The 20,374-nt window shown below is 38.7% G+C and carries 13 protein-coding genes, 1 tRNA gene and 2 rRNA genes (1 of these 16 running past the window's edge); 3 read left to right on the forward strand and 13 right to left on the reverse strand.

Going from position 1 to position 20,374, the window contains the following annotated elements; genetic code table 11:
- The 8 genes from EHR_RS12990 to EHR_RS13025 form a co-directional block, all read right to left on the reverse strand.
- A 23S ribosomal RNA gene (locus EHR_RS12990) occupies positions 1 to 182 on the reverse strand (it extends 2,732 nt beyond the left edge of the window).
- A gap of 179 nt (positions 183 to 361) precedes the next feature.
- A tRNA-Ala gene (locus tag EHR_RS12995) sits at positions 362 to 434 on the reverse strand.
- A 79-nt stretch (positions 435 to 513) separates the two neighbouring features.
- A 16S ribosomal RNA gene (locus tag EHR_RS13000) occupies positions 514 to 2,073 on the reverse strand.
- Together the 16S and 23S rRNA genes with 1 tRNA gene alongside form the textbook arrangement of a ribosomal RNA operon.
- A 666-nt stretch (positions 2,074 to 2,739) precedes the next feature.
- Positions 2,740 to 4,239: a HAMP domain-containing sensor histidine kinase gene (locus EHR_RS13005; RefSeq protein WP_014834748.1), complete on the reverse strand. Its 1,500-nt coding sequence runs from the start codon at positions 4,237 to 4,239 to the stop codon at positions 2,740 to 2,742.
- Positions 4,236 to 4,922: a response regulator transcription factor gene (locus EHR_RS13010; RefSeq protein WP_005875038.1), complete on the reverse strand. Its 687-nt coding sequence runs from the start codon at positions 4,920 to 4,922 to the stop codon at positions 4,236 to 4,238. Before EHR_RS13010 ends, EHR_RS13005 begins: the two co-directional genes overlap by 4 nt.
- A 187-nt stretch (positions 4,923 to 5,109) precedes the next feature.
- The gene (gndA, locus tag EHR_RS13015; RefSeq protein ID WP_010738115.1) at positions 5,110 to 6,531 is read right to left on the reverse strand and encodes an NADP-dependent phosphogluconate dehydrogenase; all 1,422 of its coding nucleotides are present in this window, start codon (positions 6,529 to 6,531) and stop codon (positions 5,110 to 5,112) included.
- Between the two features lie 209 nt (positions 6,532 to 6,740).
- The gene (rpmF, locus tag EHR_RS13020; RefSeq protein ID WP_010719637.1) at positions 6,741 to 6,920 is read right to left on the reverse strand and encodes a 50S ribosomal protein L32; all 180 of its coding nucleotides are present in this window, start codon (positions 6,918 to 6,920) and stop codon (positions 6,741 to 6,743) included.
- A 56-nt stretch (positions 6,921 to 6,976) separates the two neighbouring features.
- Entirely contained in the window at positions 6,977 to 7,546 is a 570-nt protein-coding gene (locus EHR_RS13025) for a YceD family protein (protein WP_010738116.1), read from the reverse strand.
- 503 nt (positions 7,547 to 8,049) lie between these two features.
- Here EHR_RS13025 and EHR_RS13030 point away from each other — a divergent pair.
- Complete coding sequence (locus EHR_RS13030) at positions 8,050 to 8,952, forward strand: LysR family transcriptional regulator (RefSeq protein WP_010738117.1); 903 nt, start codon at positions 8,050 to 8,052, stop codon at positions 8,950 to 8,952.
- Between the two features lie 257 nt (positions 8,953 to 9,209).
- On the opposite strand, the gene pyk is transcribed toward EHR_RS13030, so the two are convergent.
- The 3 genes from pyk to dnaE form a co-directional block, all read right to left on the reverse strand.
- Positions 9,210 to 10,979, reverse strand: coding sequence for a pyruvate kinase (pyk, locus tag EHR_RS13035; RefSeq protein WP_042970026.1), 1,770 nt, complete (start codon positions 10,977 to 10,979; stop codon positions 9,210 to 9,212).
- Between the two features lie 134 nt (positions 10,980 to 11,113).
- On the reverse strand, positions 11,114 to 12,076 hold the full coding sequence (gene pfkA / locus EHR_RS13040; RefSeq protein ID WP_010719641.1) for a 6-phosphofructokinase: 963 nt from the start codon (positions 12,074 to 12,076) through the stop codon (positions 11,114 to 11,116).
- A 166-nt stretch (positions 12,077 to 12,242) separates the two neighbouring features.
- Complete coding sequence (gene dnaE, locus EHR_RS13045) at positions 12,243 to 15,557, reverse strand: DNA polymerase III subunit alpha (RefSeq protein ID WP_010738118.1); 3,315 nt, start codon at positions 15,555 to 15,557, stop codon at positions 12,243 to 12,245.
- Between the two features lie 224 nt (positions 15,558 to 15,781).
- On the opposite strand from dnaE, the gene EHR_RS13050 reads away from it, so the two are divergent.
- A complete protein-coding gene (locus EHR_RS13050) occupies positions 15,782 to 15,970 on the forward strand; it encodes a YjzD family protein (protein ID WP_010719643.1) in 189 nt (62 codons plus the stop codon).
- Positions 15,971 to 16,242: 272 nt separating this feature from the next.
- Here EHR_RS13050 and EHR_RS13055 read toward each other — a convergent pair whose 3' ends face one another.
- On the reverse strand, positions 16,243 to 17,439 hold the full coding sequence (locus EHR_RS13055; RefSeq protein WP_010738119.1) for a multidrug efflux MFS transporter: 1,197 nt from the start codon (positions 17,437 to 17,439) through the stop codon (positions 16,243 to 16,245).
- A 352-nt stretch (positions 17,440 to 17,791) separates the two neighbouring features.
- Positions 17,792 to 19,228 (reverse strand): NCS2 family permease, encoded by a 1,437-nt coding sequence (locus EHR_RS13060; RefSeq protein WP_010738120.1) that lies wholly within the window; start codon positions 19,226 to 19,228, stop codon positions 17,792 to 17,794.
- A gap of 310 nt (positions 19,229 to 19,538) precedes the next feature.
- Here EHR_RS13060 and EHR_RS13065 point away from each other — a divergent pair, with 310 nt between their 5' ends.
- The gene (locus EHR_RS13065) at positions 19,539 to 20,348 is read left to right on the forward strand and encodes a Cof-type HAD-IIB family hydrolase (protein ID WP_010738121.1); all 810 of its coding nucleotides are present in this window, start codon (positions 19,539 to 19,541) and stop codon (positions 20,346 to 20,348) included.
- Positions 20,349 to 20,374 lie beyond the last annotated feature (26 nt).

The following is a 20,374-nucleotide window of genomic DNA, read 5'->3' on the forward strand; positions in this document are numbered from 1 at the left end:
TACCTCGAATGCGCTATGTATTCACGCAAACGTAACATCCTATAAAAGATGCTGGGTTCCCCCATTCGGAAATCTCTGGATCATAGCTTACGTACAGCTCCCCAAAGCATATCGGTGTTAGTCCCGTCCTTCATCGGCTCCTAGTGCCAAGGCATCCACCGTGCGCCCTTATTCACTTAACCTTATCAACCTTACGGTTGGGTTTTGATCTTTCTTCTAGCGATAGAAGTCCGATCAAGAAAATAAGCAATTGAACTTATTAAAAAACTCATTCAACGCGGTGTTCTCGGTTTGTATTACTAATTTACTTCAAATATCCAGTTTTCAATGAACAAAATGTTTTAACAACTAATGTTGTTAATGGAGCCTAGCGGGATCGAACCGCTGACCTCCTGCGTGCAAAGCAGGCGCTCTCCCAGCTGAGCTAAGGCCCCGATTTATTTTTGAGAGTAGACCTCTCAAAACTGAACAAAGTAKAAAAACAAACAGTGTAGTCTCCGTAATATTCCTTAGAAAGGAGGTGATCCAGCCGCACCTTCCGATACGGCTACCTTGTTACGACTTCACCCCAATCATCTATCCCACCTTAGGCGGCTGGCTCCAAAAGGTTACCTCACCGACTTCGGGTGTTACAAACTCTCGTGGTGTGACGGGCGGTGTGTACAAGGCCCGGGAACGTATTCACCGCGGCGTGCTGATCCGCGATTACTAGCGATTCCGGCTTCATGTAGGCGAGTTGCAGCCTACAATCCGAACTGAGAGAAGCTTTAAGAGATTAGCTTAGCCTCGCGACTTTGCGACTCGTTGTACTTCCCATTGTAGCACGTGTGTAGCCCAGGTCATAAGGGGCATGATGATTTGACGTCATCCCCACCTTCCTCCGGTTTGTCACCGGCAGTCTTGCTAGAGTGCCCAACTAAATGATGGCAACTAACAATAAGGGTTGCGCTCGTTGCGGGACTTAACCCAACATCTCACGACACGAGCTGACGACAACCATGCACCACCTGTCACTTTGCCCCCGAAGGGGAAGCTCTATCTCTAGAGTGGTCAAAGGATGTCAAGACCTGGTAAGGTTCTTCGCGTTGCTTCGAATTAAACCACATGCTCCACCGCTTGTGCGGGCCCCCGTCAATTCCTTTGAGTTTCAACCTTGCGGTCGTACTCCCCAGGCGGAGTGCTTAATGCGTTAGCTGCAGCACTGAAGGGCGGAAACCCTCCAACACTTAGCACTCATCGTTTACGGCGTGGACTACCAGGGTATCTAATCCTGTTTGCTCCCCACGCTTTCGAGCCTCAGCGTCAGTTACAGACCAGAGAGCCGCCTTCGCCACTGGTGTTCCTCCATATATCTACGCATTTCACCGCTACACATGGAATTCCACTCTCCTCTTCTGCACTCAAGTCTCCCAGTTTCCAATGACCCTCCCCGGTTGAGCCGGGGGCTTTCACATCAGACTTAAGAAACCGCCTGCGCTCGCTTTACGCCCAATAAATCCGGACAACGCTTGCCACCTACGTATTACCGCGGCTGCTGGCACGTAGTTAGCCGTGGCTTTCTGGTTAGATACCGTCAAGGGATGAACAGTTACTCTCATCCTTGTTCTTCTCTAACAACAGAGTTTTACGATCCGAAAACCTTCTTCACTCACGCGGCGTTGCTCGGTCAGACTTTCGTCCATTGCCGAAGATTCCCTACTGCTGCCTCCCGTAGGAGTTTGGGCCGTGTCTCAGTCCCAATGTGGCCGATCACCCTCTCAGGTCGGCTATGCATCGTCGCCTTGGTGAGCCGTTACCTCACCAACTAGCTAATGCACCGCGGGTCCATCCATCAGCGACACCCGAAAGCGCCTTTCAAATCAAAACCATGCGGTTTCGATTGTTATACGGTATTAGCACCTGTTTCCAAGTGTTATCCCCTTCTGATGGGCAGGTTACCCACGTGTTACTCACCCGTTCGCCACTCCTCTTTTTCCGATGGAGCAAGCTCCGGTGGAAAAAGAAGCGTTCGACTTGCATGTATTAGGCACGCCGCCAGCGTTCGTCCTGAGCCAGGATCAAACTCTCATAAAAAGTTCGAACAATCTTGCGATTGTTAAGCTCAATTGTTTGCTAGCATATTGCTTGCTTGTTAAAAATGTTTGTTGTCTTGAATCAATCAAGACGCCCTACACATTTGGTTTGTCTTTGCTTTGTTCAGTTTTCAAAGGTCTACATTTTCTCTTTCAACAACTCTTATATCTTAACATTTTCTTAAGGTTTTGTCAACAACTTTTTTCAAGTTTTTTTGACTGAGTTGTTTGCCGTGTTCTTAACGACTTGATTATCATATCATTTAAATTGTTATTTGTCAACAACTTTTTTCATTGATATTTCAATCTTTTCGTCACTCCTTAATCAAGCGACTTCGTTATTATAACATGGTGATTTTTCATCGTCAATATGTTTTTTCAACAAATTTTAAAGTGAAATTCATCACGCTTTATCAGAACAAATAATAATATATCAAGGACTGTCGAAAATTGCAATAGAAAAAAACATATTTTTCACTATAATTTTTAAAGGCGAATATTCCTCTCGATAATTAGTATTTTGACGTTTTTTTATAGTTTTTTCAGCGCGTTTAACACCAATTCAGATACAAAAGTTCGGTTCCGCGTATTTACGTTTTTTATAAATTCGAGTACTTCCCTATATTATTTGTTTTTTGAATAAAAAAACAAGTAAAGTTAACCCCCTTTACTTGTTTTCTTCTTTTACAATCGGAATAAAGATCCTAAAAATGGTACCCTGCCCAACGACACTTTCTGCATTGATTCTTCCTTTATAATTTTCAACCAATTGCTTGGCAATGGATAACCCTAACCCATTACCACCTTTTGTTCGTGCTCTGGCTTTGTCGACACGATAAAAGCGATTAAAAATCTTATTAAGGTCTTCTTGTGGTATGCCTTCTCCAAAGTCTTGAATCGCAATTTCAAATTCGCTCAATGTAGAAGAAATCGAAATATGCACTTCTTTTCGATTGGTTGAATACTTCACTGCATTATCCAAAATAATAATGATTAGCTGTTCAAAGTGGTTACGATAAATTTGCAGAGTCACTTCTTTTGCTAAATCGTCATCTAAAGTAATGACATAATCTGGATATAGTATTTTGAAGTTATTGTAAACCTGGTAAGTGACTTCTTTCGCTAATGTCGTTTCATTCGCATAATGCATATCCACTTGTTCTGCTCTGGAAAGATCAAGCATTTCCTGAACCAAACTCTTCATTCGGCTAATTTCCTGCATACTTGCAGCTAATGATTCTTCAAAGATTTCAGGATCATCTTTCCCCCAACGGTTCAATAAACTCAAGTGTCCCTCAATGATTGCTACTGGAGTTCTTAATTCATGAGAAACATCTTCCACAAATTGTTCTTGCTGTTCAATATAAAGACGCATGCGATCAAGCATCTCATTGAAGATTTCAGCAAGATCAGCTATTTCATCATTCGTATCGATTTCCGGCATATGAATATCTGATTGTGGGTCTTTACGAATCGTATCCATCGTGTCTCGTAAGACCTTTAATGGTTTTAAGAAATAAGAGGATAAGAAAAACCCGAGTATAATACTTAAAATCAAGGAAACAACTTCTAATACGATGAGTGTCAATAATAACTTGTTCCGAATATCATAAAAAGATGAAAGTTCATAAAAACTTTGAGCATAACCAATCTTTTCTCTCGTTTCTTTAGAATAGATCGGCTGGACAGAAAGAAAACCAGTTTTGCCATCTAACGTAACGATCGTTGGCACTTTTCTAGTTGTTTGGATCAATGAACGATCTTTTTCATGCGTTTTAAAAATTAATTTTTCATCTAAGTTATAGACATATAGATCCATTGAAGATTGTCCTAATTCGGAAATGAACGAATCGATTTTCATCAAATTCCCTTCAATGATTGATGTGTCACTGATGCTCGTATTATTTTCTGCATTTGTTAAGTTGCGGTAAGTGTTGACTAATGTCAGCTCTTCATTTGCATTGGCTAATCGTGAAGCGACTTCTGAGATCGTTCGTTCGTCATTGTTTCGCTCTTTTGCCACGATTAGATTGATTGAAGACTTATACGTAATGACCGCAAAAATGGTAAAAACAACGAATATAAAGAAAGAACTTGCAAAGGCCCACTTGATTGTCAAGGAGGGACCTTTAAGTTCTCTTTTTTCAGAATTTTTCGGTTTTATCACGAGCGCATCACATAGCCTGTTCCACGGACAGTTTGGATATAACTTTCTTCTCCAGGAACATCAATTTTATTACGAAGATAACGAATATAGACATCCACAACATTCGTTTCGACTTCTGTTTCGTATCCCCATACTTTGTTTAGTAAAACATCACGGGCTAATACAACATTTACATTTTCCATCAAAGTAAGTAACAATTCATATTCACGTTTTGTTAACTCAATGACTTCACTGCCGCGTCGTACGACACGATTTTCTTTTTCGATCGTTAGGTCACGATAGGTGATCGTTGTTTGTTTCGCTACATTCTTGTCTCCTTCAATGTCGATACGACGTAATAAGGCACGTAAACGAGCTAATAATTCTTCAATCGCAAAAGGTTTAACGATATAGTCATCTGCACCATGATCTAATCCTGAGACACGATCGATTACTGAGTCTCTAGCAGTCATCATAATGATTGGTGTATTTTTAACTTGACGGACACGACGGCATACTTCTAGTCCATTTAATTCTGGTAACATCAAGTCTAATAAAATAGCATCCCATTCATTGTTTAACGCTGCATCTAATCCTGTACGGCCATTGTAATGTACTTCTGCATTGTAGCCTTCATGCTTTAATTCTAACTCGACAAACCGAGCTAAGTTTTTCTCATCTTCAATGATTAGAATATTACTCATCAATTTTTTTCCTTTCTATTCTACGGGCTTTTCAAAACTCTATTATTATACCGATAATCTACTTAAAAATCTATAACCATTTTATCATGGATAATAATTTTTAAAAAGAGCTGAAGTCTTCTCTTTTCAGTTGACTCCAGCTCTCATGTCATCTTTTATTTTTCTTCATCTTCAAGAAGCGAAAAGATTACTCTTCATGATACCATGAATAATGGAAGATTCCTTCTTTATCTACCCGTTCATAGGTGTGCGCACCAAAATAATCACGTTGCGCTTGGATAATATTTGCCGGTAAGCGTTCTGCTCTATAAGAATCGAAATAAGCAATCGCAGAAGAAAAAGTTGGTACTGGAACGCCTGCTTGGACAGCTAGTGCGACTACATCTCTTACTGCTTGTTGGTATTTATTGGTGATGTCGACAAAATAATCATCTAATAAAAGATTTTCGATATCAGAATCCTTGTCATACGCATCAGTGATTTTTTGTAAGAAACGAGCACGAATGATACACCCAGCGCGCCAGATCTTAGCAATTTCACCAAATGGCAGATCCCAACCATATTCTTTAGAAGCAACACGTAATTGAGCAAAACCTTGTGCATAACTCATAATTTTGCTGAAGTACAATGCTTCACGGATTTTTTCGATTAACTCTTTTTTATCTCCAGTAAATGAAAACTCATTCGTGCGGGTTAGCACTTTGCTTGCTCGGACACGTTCATCTTTGTATGCTGAAATGTAGCGGGCAAAAACTGATTCTGTGATCAATGGTAAAGGAACACCTAGGTCTAACGCACTTTGGCTCGTCCATTTCCCTGTTCCTTTGTTACCAGCAGCGTCCATGATGACGTCAACGATTGGTTTACCAGTTCCTTCATCATCTTTTCTTGTTAGAATATCTGCAGTGATCTCAATCAAGTAACTATCTAACTCACCTTGATTCCATTCTTTAAAGATGTCAGCCATCTCTTCAACTGATAAGCCTAAAATGTTTTTCATCAAGTCATAGGATTCTGCAATCAATTGCATATCGCCATATTCGATGCCGTTATGAACCATTTTGACATAATGACCAGCACCATTAGGACCGATGTAAGTCACACAAGGGGCCCCGTCTTCTGCTTTAGCAGAGATTTGCTCTAAGATTGGCGCAACCAATTCATAGGCTTCTTTTTGCCCTCCAGGCATGATTGAAGGTCCTTTTAAGGCTCCTTCTTCCCCACCTGATACACCTGTGCCGATAAAGTTGATACCAGAGTTAGCTAGTTCTTCATTCCGACGAATCGTGTCTTTGAAGAAAGTATTTCCTCCATCGATTAAAATATCTCCTTTATCTAAATGCGGAAGTAATTCTTGGATGGTTGCATCCGTTGCCGGACCAGCCTTTACCATTAGAAGGATTCGACGTGGTTTTTCGATCGAATCGACAAATTCTTCGATTGAATAAGTTGCTTTAAATTTTTTGTCTGGGTGTTCTTCCACCACAGCAGTTGTCTTTGATCCAGTACGGTTAAAGAGGGCAACTGAATACCCACGACTTTCAATATTAAGGGCTAAGTTTTTACCCATTACGGCCATACCGACAACGCCGATTTGTTGTTTTGACATATGAACTCCTCCTACATATGGGATGTTCTCCCTAATCTCTATCATTATAGCTTAACATGGCGCTATTGCAAACCAAAGAAGCATATATTTTTATGACGTTGTTTTAATATTAATGGACGAGCTAGGAAAGTTTTAAAGTATCACAAAAAAATAAACCTCAAGGCTCCATGGTTAGCCTTGAGGTTTTTACATTTTCTAATTAAAATGTATTAAGCTTCTTTAGACATTACGTCCTTACCATCGTAGTAACCACAATTTGCACATACGTGATGGCTTTTTTTCATTTCACCACAGTTTGCACATTCGTTTAAACCTTTGATTGTCAATTTGTAGTGTGTACGACGTTTTGCTTTTTTAGCTTTTGATGTTCTTCTAGCTGGTACTGCCATTTTGCTACACCTCCTTGTAAAGTCTTGCACCTTAATTGATGCAATATATTCCAATCTTACGCTTTATCATCTTCATTTGATGGTTCATCAAAAAGTTCCGATAATTTTGCAAGACGAGGATCTACTTTTGTCTTGGCATCTTCTGATTTTCTACGCTCATATTCTTCTTCGGAAACGACTTCCCAATCTGTTCCTTTTGGCAGGTCAGTTGCTAGTTCTTCTTCCTCTGTTAATACGCGCATCGGAATTGCCAATAAAATGTTGTCTTCAATTGATTCTGTCAGGTCAAGTTTTGCATCTTCGATTAACAAAATCTCTTCTGCAGACAATTGGTCATCTCTGAGTTGATATTGTTCTTTTGTCATAAACAATTCGTCAACAGTAAAGTCCATCGGTAATTCAACCGGTTCTAAAGAACGCGTAGATGGAACAGTCAGAGTCGTCTGCACAGTGTAATGAACCAGATAGCCTTTTTTATCAACTGAGACTAACCCTTGGACTGCAACAGGCGCAACATCTAGTATTAAATTGTCTCGCTCCATGAGTTCCGCTTTAAGATCAAGGGTCTCATGAAATGTTAACGGTGTCTCTTGGTATTTTCTCAATTCGAGTAAGGACCATTTCATTTTTCATCACTCCTAAGCAACAAAAGCAATTATACAGGGCAAAAAGGTCCTTGTCAATGAAATTTTCTTGACACCTTACACTTCATTAAAAAACATTTTTTTATTTATTCGTTATGTTGTCTTATTTTTATTTACGAACAAATTTCCATGGCAACCCGCAACAAATAGAGAAGCCATTTTTTTAACTAAACTTTTTCTCTATTACGTGAAAGACTCTCTGTAAATTTTGACTTTTTCTCCTTATTGTTTCGTAAACTATATGTTTACCCCAAAATTAACTGATGATTTTTAGAATAACATTCGATCATTCCTACAGAAGAACGATTTTTACTAACCAAGAATGATAACTAACGGTATAAAAACAGCAGTTTTGATCGTTTATCCGGCTAAATTCTTCTACAAGTTGTTCTGTGGCGTACATACTTGATGGTTTCTATTTGCTCAAGTATTCAAGATGAACTACAATAAACAATATTTATAAGAAAAAGGAGCAGACGCTTGTTATGAACACACGAGATATCGAATATTATGTTCAAATCGTCAAGCAAAAGAATTTTACCAAGGTAGCCAAGTACTTTCAAGTTAGTCAACCGACGATCACTTACGCACTTAAGCGCCTGGAAAAAGAACTTGACGCAGTTCTTATCACGAGAGATCGTTCACACCACGAATTAGTGATTACCCCTGCTGGCAAACAGTTATTTATCCATGCACAATCTATCTTGCAAGAGATCAAGATGGCAAAAGCAGAGATTACGCAATTACAGAAAAAGAAATTACGATTTGGAATGCCACCAATCATTGGCAATGAATATTTTCCGAAATTATCCAGTTATTTTATTAAATCTCAGCTAATGGACCAAATTGAGATTACAGATGGTGGCTCGAGAGATTTGTATGGCATGATCCACCAAGGAAGAATCGATTTAGCGATCCTGGGCTCCACCCAACCAATTATCGATCAAAAATTAGAGATCGAATTACTTTTAGACAAGCGATTCATGATTGTCGTTGCTCCTACTCATCCTTTCGCTGACCGACAAACGATTTCTTTTAGCGACCTAATAGCTGAACAATTCGTTTTATTGAACGAGCATTACGTTCATCCTGCAGCTTTTAAAAAGTTAGCTAAACAGGCACATATTGAACCTAAAGTTGTTTACCAAAGCAATGACTTAGCCATATTGAAAAGCATGATTCGAGAAAATATCGGGATCGGTTTTTTAACTGAAATTGCTATTCACCCTGAAGATCATCTCGTATCGATCCCACTTTCCGATCAGCTTCAGCCGCACTTTCTGATTTCACTCGCTAAGCGTACTCAGCAAATCCCGACTCCTTTACAAGAAAATGTGGTTGAGGTCATCCAACAATTTATGAAAACTCAAAAGAAGAACAAATCTTAATTGAATGGCTATTAATAGAAATGAATAATAATTAACACTTTTGAATAAACATCAAATAATGGTTGTACGGTAGTCTGCTTGTTCCTCTCTAATTGACACTTTAAGTAACATTAGAAAAAGGTCGTTTTAAAAACGTAGCTTAAACACCCCGACGATCATTCTGTTAAAATGAAGGTTGACGCATGATTCATCTAAAAAACAACGAAAAAAAAGGATAAGACCTAGTCTTATCCTTTTTTGATGATCAGCGGAGTCAATTAGATTGCTGTTGTTTCGCCACGGTATACAATACCACGACGTGAGTCTACAGTTACTAACTCGCCATCAGTGATTGTTGAAGTTGCATCTTGTGCACCAACGATTACAGGAATGTCTTGTGCAATTCCTACAACTGCTGCGTGTGAAGTCAATCCGCCTTCTTCAACGATAACTGCTGCTGCTTTTTCAATTGCAGGCATGTATTCTTTATCAGTTGTTGGAACAACTAAAACCATGCCGTCTTTTGCTTTTTTGATTGCTTCTTCAGCTGATGAAGCAACAACTGCATTTGCAACGACTGATTTTTGACCAACGCCTTGAGCTTCTAATAATTTTGAACCAATCATTTGAATTTTCATTACGTTAGTTGTTCCACGTTCACCAACTGGTACACCAGCAGTGATCAAGATCAAATCGCCTTCTGAAGCAAAGCCTAAGTCAACTGCTTTTTGAGCAGCTAATTCAAACATTTCGTCAGTTGTTGTTGGTTTTTCAGCAACTGTTGGGTAAACACCCCAGTTAAGCATCAAACCACGTTTTGTACGTTCGTCAAAAGTAACAGCCAAGATGTCAGCATCTGGACGGTATTTTGAGATCATTTTAGCTGTATAACCAGATTCAGTTGCAGCTACGATTGTTTTAACGCCTAAGTTTTTAGCAGCGCGTGCTACAGATAGACCGATTGTTTCAGTCACATCAGTTTTATCAAATTCGTTTAATTGGAAAGTACCTAATTCTGATAATGCATTTTCAGCTTGTTGGTCAATACGAGCCATTGTTGCAACAGCTTCTACAGGGTAGTCACCGTTTGCTGATTCTCCTGATAACATTGTTGCATCAGTTCCGTCAAATACGGCATTGGCAACGTCAGAAGCTTCTGCACGTGTTGGACGTGGGTTTTCTTGCATTGATTCCAACATTTGTGTTGCTGTGATTACTGGGATACCAGCTGCATTACATTTTTTGATAATACGTTTTTGAACCATTGGAACTAATTCGGCAGGAATTTCAACACCCATGTCACCACGAGCGATCATTACACCATCAGAAACTTTGATGATTTCGTCGATGTTGTCGATTCCTTCTTGTGATTCAATTTTAGGGAAGATTTGAACGTGTGTCATATCTTTTTCTTCTAAAATTTCACGAATATCTAAAACGTCTTGCGCTTTACGTACAAAACTTGCAGCGATAAAGTCGATATCGTTATCTAGACCAAAACGAATATCATCTGCATCTTTAGGAGTAATCCCTGGTAAGCTAATTGAAACGCCTGGTGCATTAACCCCTTTACGAGATCCTAGCATTCCAGCATTCTTCACTTCTACAACTAATTCACGAGTTGCTTCGTCTTTTTCAATGATTTCCATATCGATCAAGCCATCATCGAATAAAATGTGTCCACCTACATGAACGTCTTCAAATAGTCCAGGGTAAGTAACAGCGATTTTTTCTTTTGAACCTACATGTTCAGGATCCATTGAGATACGAGTTTTATCTCCTACTTCAAATTTGATGTATCCTGCACGACCAAAATCAGCTTCAGTTGTGCCTTGAACAGTTGTACGAATTTCAGCACCTTTTGTATCTAAAAGGATACCTACATCTTTACCTGTTTTTTTAACTGCTTCACGGACCATTGTCATACGTGATAATTGTTCTTCATGATCACCATGTGAAAAGTTAAAGCGGAAGACATTTGCCCCAGATTCAATCAATTTAGAAATAGTTTCTACTGAATTACTTGCTGGTCCTAATGTACTAACGATTTTGGTTTTTTCATTTTACAAAACTCTCCCATTCAATTTTGTTTATTTAAAGCTGGTTAAAGCCTAAATACAAAGATAACAAGCTATACCTATTTTTAACTATAGCTTAAATTTAAAATAACAGGCTTTCAATCTTAGAATGAAAGTGAGTTATTTAAGTCATAAAGTGATAAGTCTGGTTTGTGTTTGTTGCTTTCTAGTGTTTCGATGATATCTGCAGCGACCATTTCATTGTCGCGGATACCCACACATAGTCCACCTTTACCTGCACGAAGCAAGTCAACAGCATAAGCACCAAATTTGCTTGCTAACACACGGTCACGTGCGCTAGGTGAGCCACCACGTACTACGTGTCCTAAGATGGATACACGTGTATGGTAATCACCATATTCAGAAAGTTTTTCGGCAAATTCATTTCCGCCCATTACGCCTTCTGCTAAGATGATCAAGCAATGTTTTTTACCACGATCGCGGCCTTCTTGGATTTTTTTAGCCACAGATGCCATATCAAAATCATGTTCAGGAATGATAATTTCATCTGCGCCACCGGCAACACCTGACCATAATGCGATATCGCCAGCGTTACGTCCCATTACTTCAATAACAAACGTACGAACGTGTGAAGTTGCTGTATCACGAATACGGTCGATTGATTCTAAAACTGTGTTGATTGCTGTATCAAAACCGATTGTGAAATCAGTTCCTGGAATATCGTTGTCAATCGTTCCTGGAACACCAACAGCTGGAAATCCACGTCTTGTCAATGCCATTGCTCCATGGTAAGAGCCATCTCCACCGATAACAACTAAACCTTCGATACCGAATTTTTTCAATTGTTCGATCCCTTTTAATTGACCTTCTTCAGTCGCAAATTCAGGGTAACGTGCAGAGTACAAGAATGTCCCACCACGTTGGATTTTATCACCCACATCTGCAACATCTAGACGACGAATATCTCCTGCAACTAATCCAGCAAATCCATAGTTGATTCCATATACTTCGAGCCCTTCATAAATCCCTTTACGAACAACAGCACGAATAGCAGCATTCATTCCAGGTGCGTCTCCGCCACTGGTCAAAATTCCAATGCGTTTCATAATAATCATTCACCTCATTAAAATACTTTATCCTAAGCAATGCTTAGGTTAATAACCTTCTTTGCGTTAACCACGACTAACATTCTAACATTATTTTTAGCAATTGTCTTGATTTACTGATAAAAAAATGAAAAAAATGAAAGCAAATAGTATATTTTACCGTAAGTTATTTGAAAACAACATTTTCTGGTTGGAGCAAGTAAGCTAATTGACTCTTCAAGCTCTTACTTCCATCGACCCAATAAGCTTCTGCCAGCACTACTTTCCGTTGATTCTTTTCATGGTACATCACGACTGGAATGTACCCAGAATGTTTCTGAAAAATAGTTTGCAATTGTTTCATCGTTTGTGGATCATCAAATTCTTCTTTGATTCGTAAGTAGCAAGTCTGATCTTGATATTGTTCTTCTAATTCTACAGGATCAGCAAAATTTTCGCCAATCAATTGCAACTCTTGGTTGTATTTACTCGTTTCTGTTCGTCCCTGAACAAAGATCACTTTATTCAACTCAAACAATGAACGAAATTGTCGATAGGATTTGGGGAATACAGTGATCGTGATTTCTCCACTGATATCTGTTCCTTCAACAAAAGCCATCAATTCCCCTTTTTTAGTTCTGATTTCACGGATATTTTTAATCATCACTAATACACTGACTGTTTGTTTCGGAATAACTTCAGTAATTAACCGGATTTTTTTAGCTAATTTCAAGCGTTCATAGCCTTCTGTTGGGTGCCCTGAAAGATAAACGCCTAAATATTCCTCTTCTAATTGCAGCTTTTCTTCTAAAGAATAGTCAGCCACTTCTTCTTCTTTTAAAGCCATGATCCCTAGGAGATCTAAGCTTCCACCACTATAAATAATGTTTTGTATTTTTCCTTCTAAATCGAGCATCAATTGTTTTCGGTTTGGTGCCAATTCATCAAACACGCCTACTGCTACTAATGACTGGATCAACTCTAATTTTAGCCAGCGTTTATCTAAACGAATCAAGAATTGATCCACTGATTGATAAGCGCCATTTTCTTTTCGATCTTTTAAGATATCCTCAATGAAGTCTTTTCGGACACCTTTGATCGCAGTTAGACCAAAACGAATCTCTTCTGGATTAATTAGCTCAAAGCCATAATAGCTCTGATTAATGGAAGGTGCTGCTAGTTTTAATTTTTTCTTTCTTGCCTCAGCGATGTATTCTTTTAATTTGGTCGTATTGTGTCGAACCGAATTTAGTAAACTAACAAAAAATGCGCCTGGATGGTGGGCTTTGAGGTACGCCATTTGGAACCCAACAAATGAATAAGCAAACGCATGCGAGCGATTGAAACCATAATTGGCAAAACGTTCGATATAGTCATAGACTTCGACCGCTTTTTCTTTCGAATAGCCCTGACTTACTGCCCCGCTGACAAAGTGTTCCCGCTCTTTGTCAATCACTTCTTTTTTCTTTTTACTGATTGCTCGACGCAAAATATCCGATTGGCCCAAAGAAAAACCAGCCATCTTTGCAGCGATTTGCATAATCTGTTCCTGATACACGATGACACCATATGTGTTTTTTAAAATAGGCATTAAGGAGTCATCAGGATAATGGATCGTTTCTTTTCCTTTTTTGCGGGAAATAAACGTATCGATATTTTGCATTGGTCCTGGACGATATAACGCATTGACTGCCGCAATATCTTCAATTGTTTCTGGTCCTAATCGGCGTAAAACATTGCGAATACCTGCAGATTCAAATTGGAAAACCCCTGTAGTATCTCCTTGTTGAAAGAGAAAAAGTGTCTTAGGATCATTTAAAGGAATTTGTTTCAATCGAATTTCTTTCTTTTCTACTTTTTTAATAGCTTTCAATGCGTAATCAATGATCGAAAGATTTCGCAATCCTAAAAAATCCATTTTGAGTAGTCCGATCGCTTCCACGTCATTCATCGTATATTGAGTTAAAAATGCTTCATCTGATCCTTTTTGTAATGGAACCAGATCTAATAGATTCTTATCACTGATCACAACACCCGCTGCGTGAGTCGAGACATGTCGAGGCAATCCTTCTAAAATCGAAGCTGTTTTAAATAGTAATTGATTTTTTTCACTTAACTGAACTAACTCCACTAAGGGTTTCGATGTCCGATATGCTTCGGGTAAGGTAATTTTCAACTGATTAGGGATCGCCTTTGACCATCGATTGGCTTCGCTTTGTGATAAACCAAAGACACGAGCCACGTCCCTTAACACCATCTTAGCCGCCATCGTCCCAAACGTTGCAATTTGCGCCATATGGTATTGTCCATATTTTGCTCTGACATAATTCAAGACTTCTTCTCTACGATTATCAGGGATATCCAAATCGATATCTGGCATCGTATAACGTTCTGGGTTTAAGAAACGCTCAAAAAGCAAATCATATTGCAAAGGATCGACATCGGTGATCTCCAAGATATATGCAACTAATGAACCAGCCGCTGATCCTCGTCCAGCGCCAGTCACGATTTTTTCTCGATGAGCAAACGCCATGACGTCCCACACGATCAAGAAATAATCATCAAAGCCCATTTGATGGATAATCGACAACTCATATGCTAGACGCTCTTGATATTCAGGAGTGATTTCTTCGACTCGCTCTACTAATTTTGCGTGGCACAATTCATCAAGGTACTGACCAGCACTTTTCTGATCTGGTACTGGGTAATGAGGCAGCAGCTTTTGATGAAATTGAAATTCAAAGGAAACCGATTGAACTAAACGTTGCGCACCCTCTAGCGCATCAACCAACTGTGCTTCATTAAACCGTTGGATCATTTCATTTTCAGCAAGTAAAAAACCTGTTTTAGTTTCTATCTTTTGTTGGTTGATTGCTTCCATAGAAAGTTGGCTCCCAGCTCGAAGATGTTTCATCGTCTCAAGCGCAAACAGTTCTTCTTGTCTTAAGCTGGCAATAGGTTGTAATGCACATAAGGAATAATTGTTTTCTGCTAGGAACGTTACCCAACCACTTGGTAGTTCTGAGAAACTTTCAGTGATTCCAACATAAAAATCTTGTCGACCTACTTTTTCTTTGAGTGCTTGCCAATGGGCAGTAAAGGTCTCCGTTTGATTAAATTCAGCTACCACAGAATGTTGGGGAGGAACGACGAAAATCAAATGATCTGATTCCGTAAATTCTGATAATGCGAGACTTTCTTGAATCATTTTTTTACTCGACAGCTTCATCAACTGCTGGTAGCCAACGCCATCTTTCGCATATACCAATAAATCAAAAGCTTGGGACTCATAAGTATAAGTAAGGAGCATGCCGACAATTGGCTTTATTCCTTCTTTGATACATGTTTGATAAAACTCAGGTATCCCATACAGTACATCTTGATCAGTTATTCCTAGGACTGTATAACCTAGTGCTCTTGCCTTTTGGACATAATCTTGGATCCTGATCGTGCTTTGCAACAGCGAATAGGAGGTTTTTGTATATAATTGTGGGAAAAACATGGTCATTCCACCTTTTGTATAGTTAGACAATTAATCAATGCGTTCATTTATCTACTATGAATATAGGATAGACGACAACGCATTTGTAATCATTCTCTTTGATTTGCATTTTTATTATTTTATCACATGGACTGGTTAAATCATAAAACTTGTTTTTTTACAACTAGCTTTCTTTACATTCAGCAAAATTCTGGTAAACTAAGCTTAGAAAAGAGGTGTTCTTTATGCGATATATCGTCACATTATTTTGGTCATTTGTCTTAGGTCAAGTCGTAGGTTACATTGGTGGGGCTCTTACAAGCGGTGGCTATGATTTTACTTTAACAACGATTATTTCATTGGTTGCAGGCGTTGTTGTCATTTTACTTGGTGCATTGGCAACTCCTAGAAAAGAAGCCTCATCACATTCATAAAAGCCAAATGAGGGTGGGACGCAGTCTCATCCTTTTTATGTATTTTGATAAAATCATTTCGCTTTCCATTAACTTTTTGGAGTGGAAAAGTTAAGCCTGGGACAAAAGGTCGTCCCGGGCTCTTTATCATGCACAAAAATGAATAATTGTTGTTCCTTGAAATAAGCCTGAATTTCTCAAAACATGAGCGGTTATTTCAACAAATTCTTCCCTAGTGTCATCGGAGTTGCGAGGTTTTAACGAAAGCGACACACGATCTTTTCATCATCTGATCAGAAGCGTTGTCGAAGAACTTTTCTGAAGTTAAATAAAGATAATAAGATATTAGATAAAACAAAGAGACTTGTAGCAATGAACACTGCGCGATAGTTAAAGGCATGCGCAACCGTCGAGCCCACCATCGGTCCAAAGACTTGTCCAAAATTACTACACATTTGATTGTAACTATAGATTCGACTCACTCCTTCTGGCGGCGTGATCTTACTGATGAGTGTATTGATGGATGGCATTAACGCTCCCGTTGAAAAACCAAGAATAAACCGTAAGATCCCCAACTGTAAAGGGGTCGCTACAATAGCCATGGGTAAGTAGCAACAAAAAGATAAGGTTAGCCCTGCAAGCAGTACTTTTTGGTTCCCTATTTTATCCCCTAATTTCCCTAGTTTAGGAGAGGAAAAAACTGCAGACACACCTGAAATCGAAACGATTAACCCACTAACAAATAAAATATTTCCTGAATTCCCGCTTAGCTCACGAATATATAGGGTCAAAATAGGACTGATAGTTGTGATACCAATTTGAAGAATCAAAGTGGTCACAAATAATCCGATTAGAATGGATAAATGATCCATTTTGGCAAAGATTTCTTTTGTACTGATCATATCATTTTTTTCTACTGGTTGAAAATCTTCTTTTACCAAGAAAATGGTTAAAAGTGTTGTCACAAGTAATAATACCCCAGTAATCAAGAAAACATTCTCCATACCAAACCACTGCGCCAACGCACCTCCCATTGATGGTCCGATCAAACTGCCGGCAATTGCTCCAGTCGATAAAGTTCCTAATGCCCAACCACTTTTTTCTTTTGGCGCTTGTGAAGCAATCATCGCAGTCGCGTTAGGAATATAACCTGATAAAATGCCATTTAAAAAACGCATGACCAGTAACCAATACGCATTGGGAACAAAGGCCAACGATCCCATCGTTACCGTCATCCCTGCGGCAGCTCGGATCATCATGAGCTTTCGTCCTTTACGATCTGCCAAATTCCCCCATATTGGCGCTACGATAGCTGAAGCAAAGGCAGTAACAGATATCGCTAGACCGGAAAACAACTCAACTTGATCACTTGGTGTACCCAATTGTTCTACATATACAGGAATAAATGGCATAACTAAACTAAAACTAGCCCCTGTAAAAAAGCAGCCGATCCAAGCCACGAATAAATTTTTCTTCCATTGTATCTTCATTGATCATCCTCATTTCTTTATGTTTCTTTGCAAAAAATTTCTTTTTGAAACAGCATAAATTATGTATTGTTACTATATAGACGAAAGGTTTTGTTCCGAGCAGTACTATCTTCTACTTATTTACTATCTTAACAGTGAAAATCTTATGTTACAAAAAAACACTCTTAACAACTATATAAAATCGTTAAGAGTGCAAATACTACTTTTTTCGAATCATTCAAATGGTGATGGCAAAAAGCGTTTTTTCTTATTAAATTTGTGCTACTTTTTATTGTAAACTTACTCATGTTACTGTTTCCTGACTTTTCAGCTGGTTCTTTAAGAAAATAGTTCAGCTACCAGTTAGGCTGGTTTACATCGTTGCTAAAATAATAAAGTTAAGGATAAACAAGACCACAACGATCCATAATGGGATTGAAATTTCTTTGAATTTCCCTTTGATTACTTTGACGATCGTGTAAAAAATGAAGCCGACAGCAATCCCATAAGAGATGCTATAGCATAATCCCATAAAGATTGAAGCAAAGAATGCTGGTAGTGCTTCTTCCAGGTCAAGCCAATTGATATCTGTGAATGAAGCCATCATCATCACACCAACTAAAATCAATGCAGGTGCAGTTGCTTGAGTTGGAACGATAGAAATCAATGGTGAAAAGAAACTACTTAATGCAAATAAGACTGCAACCACTACTGAGGTCAAACCTGTTCGTCCACCAGCACCGATACCTGCAGCAGATTCTACATAAGTCGTCGTATTTGATGTCCCAAAGATTGCTCCTACAGATGTCGCAATGGCATCGGCAAAGAGCGCTTTATCCATTTTTGTCTTGAAACCTTTGCCATCTTCTAATGCTTCTTCATCTTCTTTTGAGAAGATCCCCGTACGGCGACCTGTTCCAATGAACGTCCCAATCGTATCAAATGTATCCGATAAACTAAACGCAATGATTGTCATGATTACTTGTGGAATCTTTGAAGAATCACTAAATAATGATTGCATCCCCTCTGGTCCAAAAGCAGCACCAAAAGTCGTGCCTAATTCTTTGAATGAACTTCCTAATGAATTGGCTTGCCAATCAATCGTACTTAAATCAACAACCCCCATCATAATCCCTAAGATAGTGGTTGCCACGATCCCGATCAACATCGCACCACGAACATTTTTTACCACCAGGATCGCTGTTAAAATCAAACCGATCACAGCTAATAAAATCGGTGCATTATTGAAGTTGGCTAAAGCTGGAACGATCCCACCATTGATTGTGACATTCGTTGCCTTGCCTCCGTCAACCACCGAACTAGTGATTGCTGACTGATCAGCTGAAAAAGAGAGAAATCCTGCATTTTTAATTCCAACATAAGCGACAAAGATCCCGATCCCGCCTCCAATCGCATGTTGTAGACTTTCAGGAATGGAATGAATGATCAATTTTCGTATTTTGGTCACAGTAATAAAAATGTTGACCATCCCACAAATAAAGACCATCGCTAAAGCTTGTTGCCAAGAATAACCTAATCCAAAAACTACTGTAAAAGTAAAAAAGGCATTTAATCCCATTCCAGGTGCTTGCGCATACGGTACATTTGCAAACAACCCCATTACCAAAGTACCAATGATCGAAGCGATGATTGTTGCTAAGAACACTGCCTGAAAAGGCATCCCTGATGCTGACAAAATGGTTGGATTTACAAATAAGATATAACTCATTGCAAAGAATGTCGTAACCCCAGCCATGATTTCTGTTGGTACATTTGTCTTATTTTTCTTTAATTGGAAAAACTTTTCCATAAAAAATTTCCACTCCCTGAATTTTTTTGACGTAAAATCAAATAATAAAATAAAATAAGTCAACTATTCCGTTTACGTCGAACAATTATTGATTATAATTATAATTCGTTCGCTTTTCAATAAAATCATTAAAAAAAGCAACAAAAAAATGCTTAATGTTCGTGTTTTACCTTATAAATGGTTATTGAACAAAATGTATCCGTTCTCTTTAATTTAAAAAAGACTTCTTTTCCCCTTACATTTGCACCTTGTTAAAAAAAATATATGTGCTAGACTGAAACACATACTAGCATTGAAAGGAATGACATTTTTGAATAGAAAGCTCATTGCCATTGATTTAGACGGAACAACTTTAAATCCCGATTCAATCATTACTTCAAAAACTGAAGAAACATTAAAAAAAGCGATTAACGCTGGTCACCATGTCAGTATTGCTACTGGGCGCCCCTTCCGAATGAGTTATCACTATTATCAGCAATTAGGATTGTCTACACCGATGGTCAACTTTAACGGTGCTTTAGTACATATCCCTAATCAATATTGGGCTCATGAAAAAGAAACCTCGATCGATAAACGCATCGTATTCGAGATTTTAGCTCAAAAACGCCAATTGAATTTAGATTTCATTGCTGCAGAAAATCGTGAAACTTATTTTATTGACAGCTTTGATTTTTTTGATGAAAAAATTTTTGCTGCATCAAATCCTAGCCCTCAAAATTTATTATCGCCTAAAAATCTGACAACTGATCCAACCTCTTTACTGGTTCGAACAGAAAAATGCTATGCTGAACAAGTTTCAGCTGAATTAACCCGTCAATTCGGTAATTTTGTTGATGTTCGTACTTGGGGAGGACCAATGGCTATTTTAGAAATCGTTTCTAAAGGAATTGAAAAAGCCAAAGGCGTTCATCGCATTGCCAATTACCTTGATATCGATCAAAAAGATGTCATTGCTTTTGGTGACGAACATAACGATTTGGAACTATTAGAATATGCTGGCTGGGGAGTTGCAATGAAAAATGGTACCGATCAATTAAAAGGCGTTGCTAACGATGTCACTGAACACACCAACCAAGAAGATGGCTTAGCTACGTATCTAGAAGACTTATTAGCCCTTTAAAATCAAAAAAGACCGTTCCAGAGAAA

Source organism: Enterococcus hirae ATCC 9790, from assembly GCF_000271405.2.
Classification (GTDB): domain Bacteria; phylum Bacillota; class Bacilli; order Lactobacillales; family Enterococcaceae; genus Enterococcus_B; species Enterococcus_B hirae.

Bases quoted from the DNA above. Each gene is read 5' to 3' on its own strand.
- EHR_RS13030 (WP_010738117.1), top strand. From the start codon at position 8,050: ATGAACACACGAGATATCGAATATTATGTTCAAATCGTCAAGCAAAAG.
- EHR_RS13055 (WP_010738119.1), bottom strand. From the start codon at position 17,439: ATGAAGATACAATGGAAGAAAAATTTATTCGTGGCTTGGATCGGCTGC.
- dnaE (WP_010738118.1), bottom strand. From the start codon at position 15,557: ATGTTTTTCCCACAATTATATACAAAAACCTCCTATTCGCTGTTGCAA.
- EHR_RS13025 (WP_010738116.1), bottom strand. From the start codon at position 7,546: ATGAAATGGTCCTTACTCGAATTGAGAAAATACCAAGAGACACCGTTA.
- pfkA (WP_010719641.1), bottom strand. From the start codon at position 12,076: ATGAAACGCATTGGAATTTTGACCAGTGGCGGAGACGCACCTGGAATG.
- rpmF (WP_010719637.1), bottom strand. From the start codon at position 6,920: ATGGCAGTACCAGCTAGAAGAACATCAAAAGCTAAAAAAGCAAAACGT.
- EHR_RS13060 (WP_010738120.1), bottom strand. From the start codon at position 19,228: ATGGAAAAGTTTTTCCAATTAAAGAAAAATAAGACAAATGTACCAACA.
- EHR_RS13010 (WP_005875038.1), bottom strand. From the start codon at position 4,922: ATGAGTAATATTCTAATCATTGAAGATGAGAAAAACTTAGCTCGGTTT.
- EHR_RS13050 (WP_010719643.1), top strand. From the start codon at position 15,782: ATGCGATATATCGTCACATTATTTTGGTCATTTGTCTTAGGTCAAGTC.
- gndA (WP_010738115.1), bottom strand. From the start codon at position 6,531: ATGTCAAAACAACAAATCGGCGTTGTCGGTATGGCCGTAATGGGTAAA.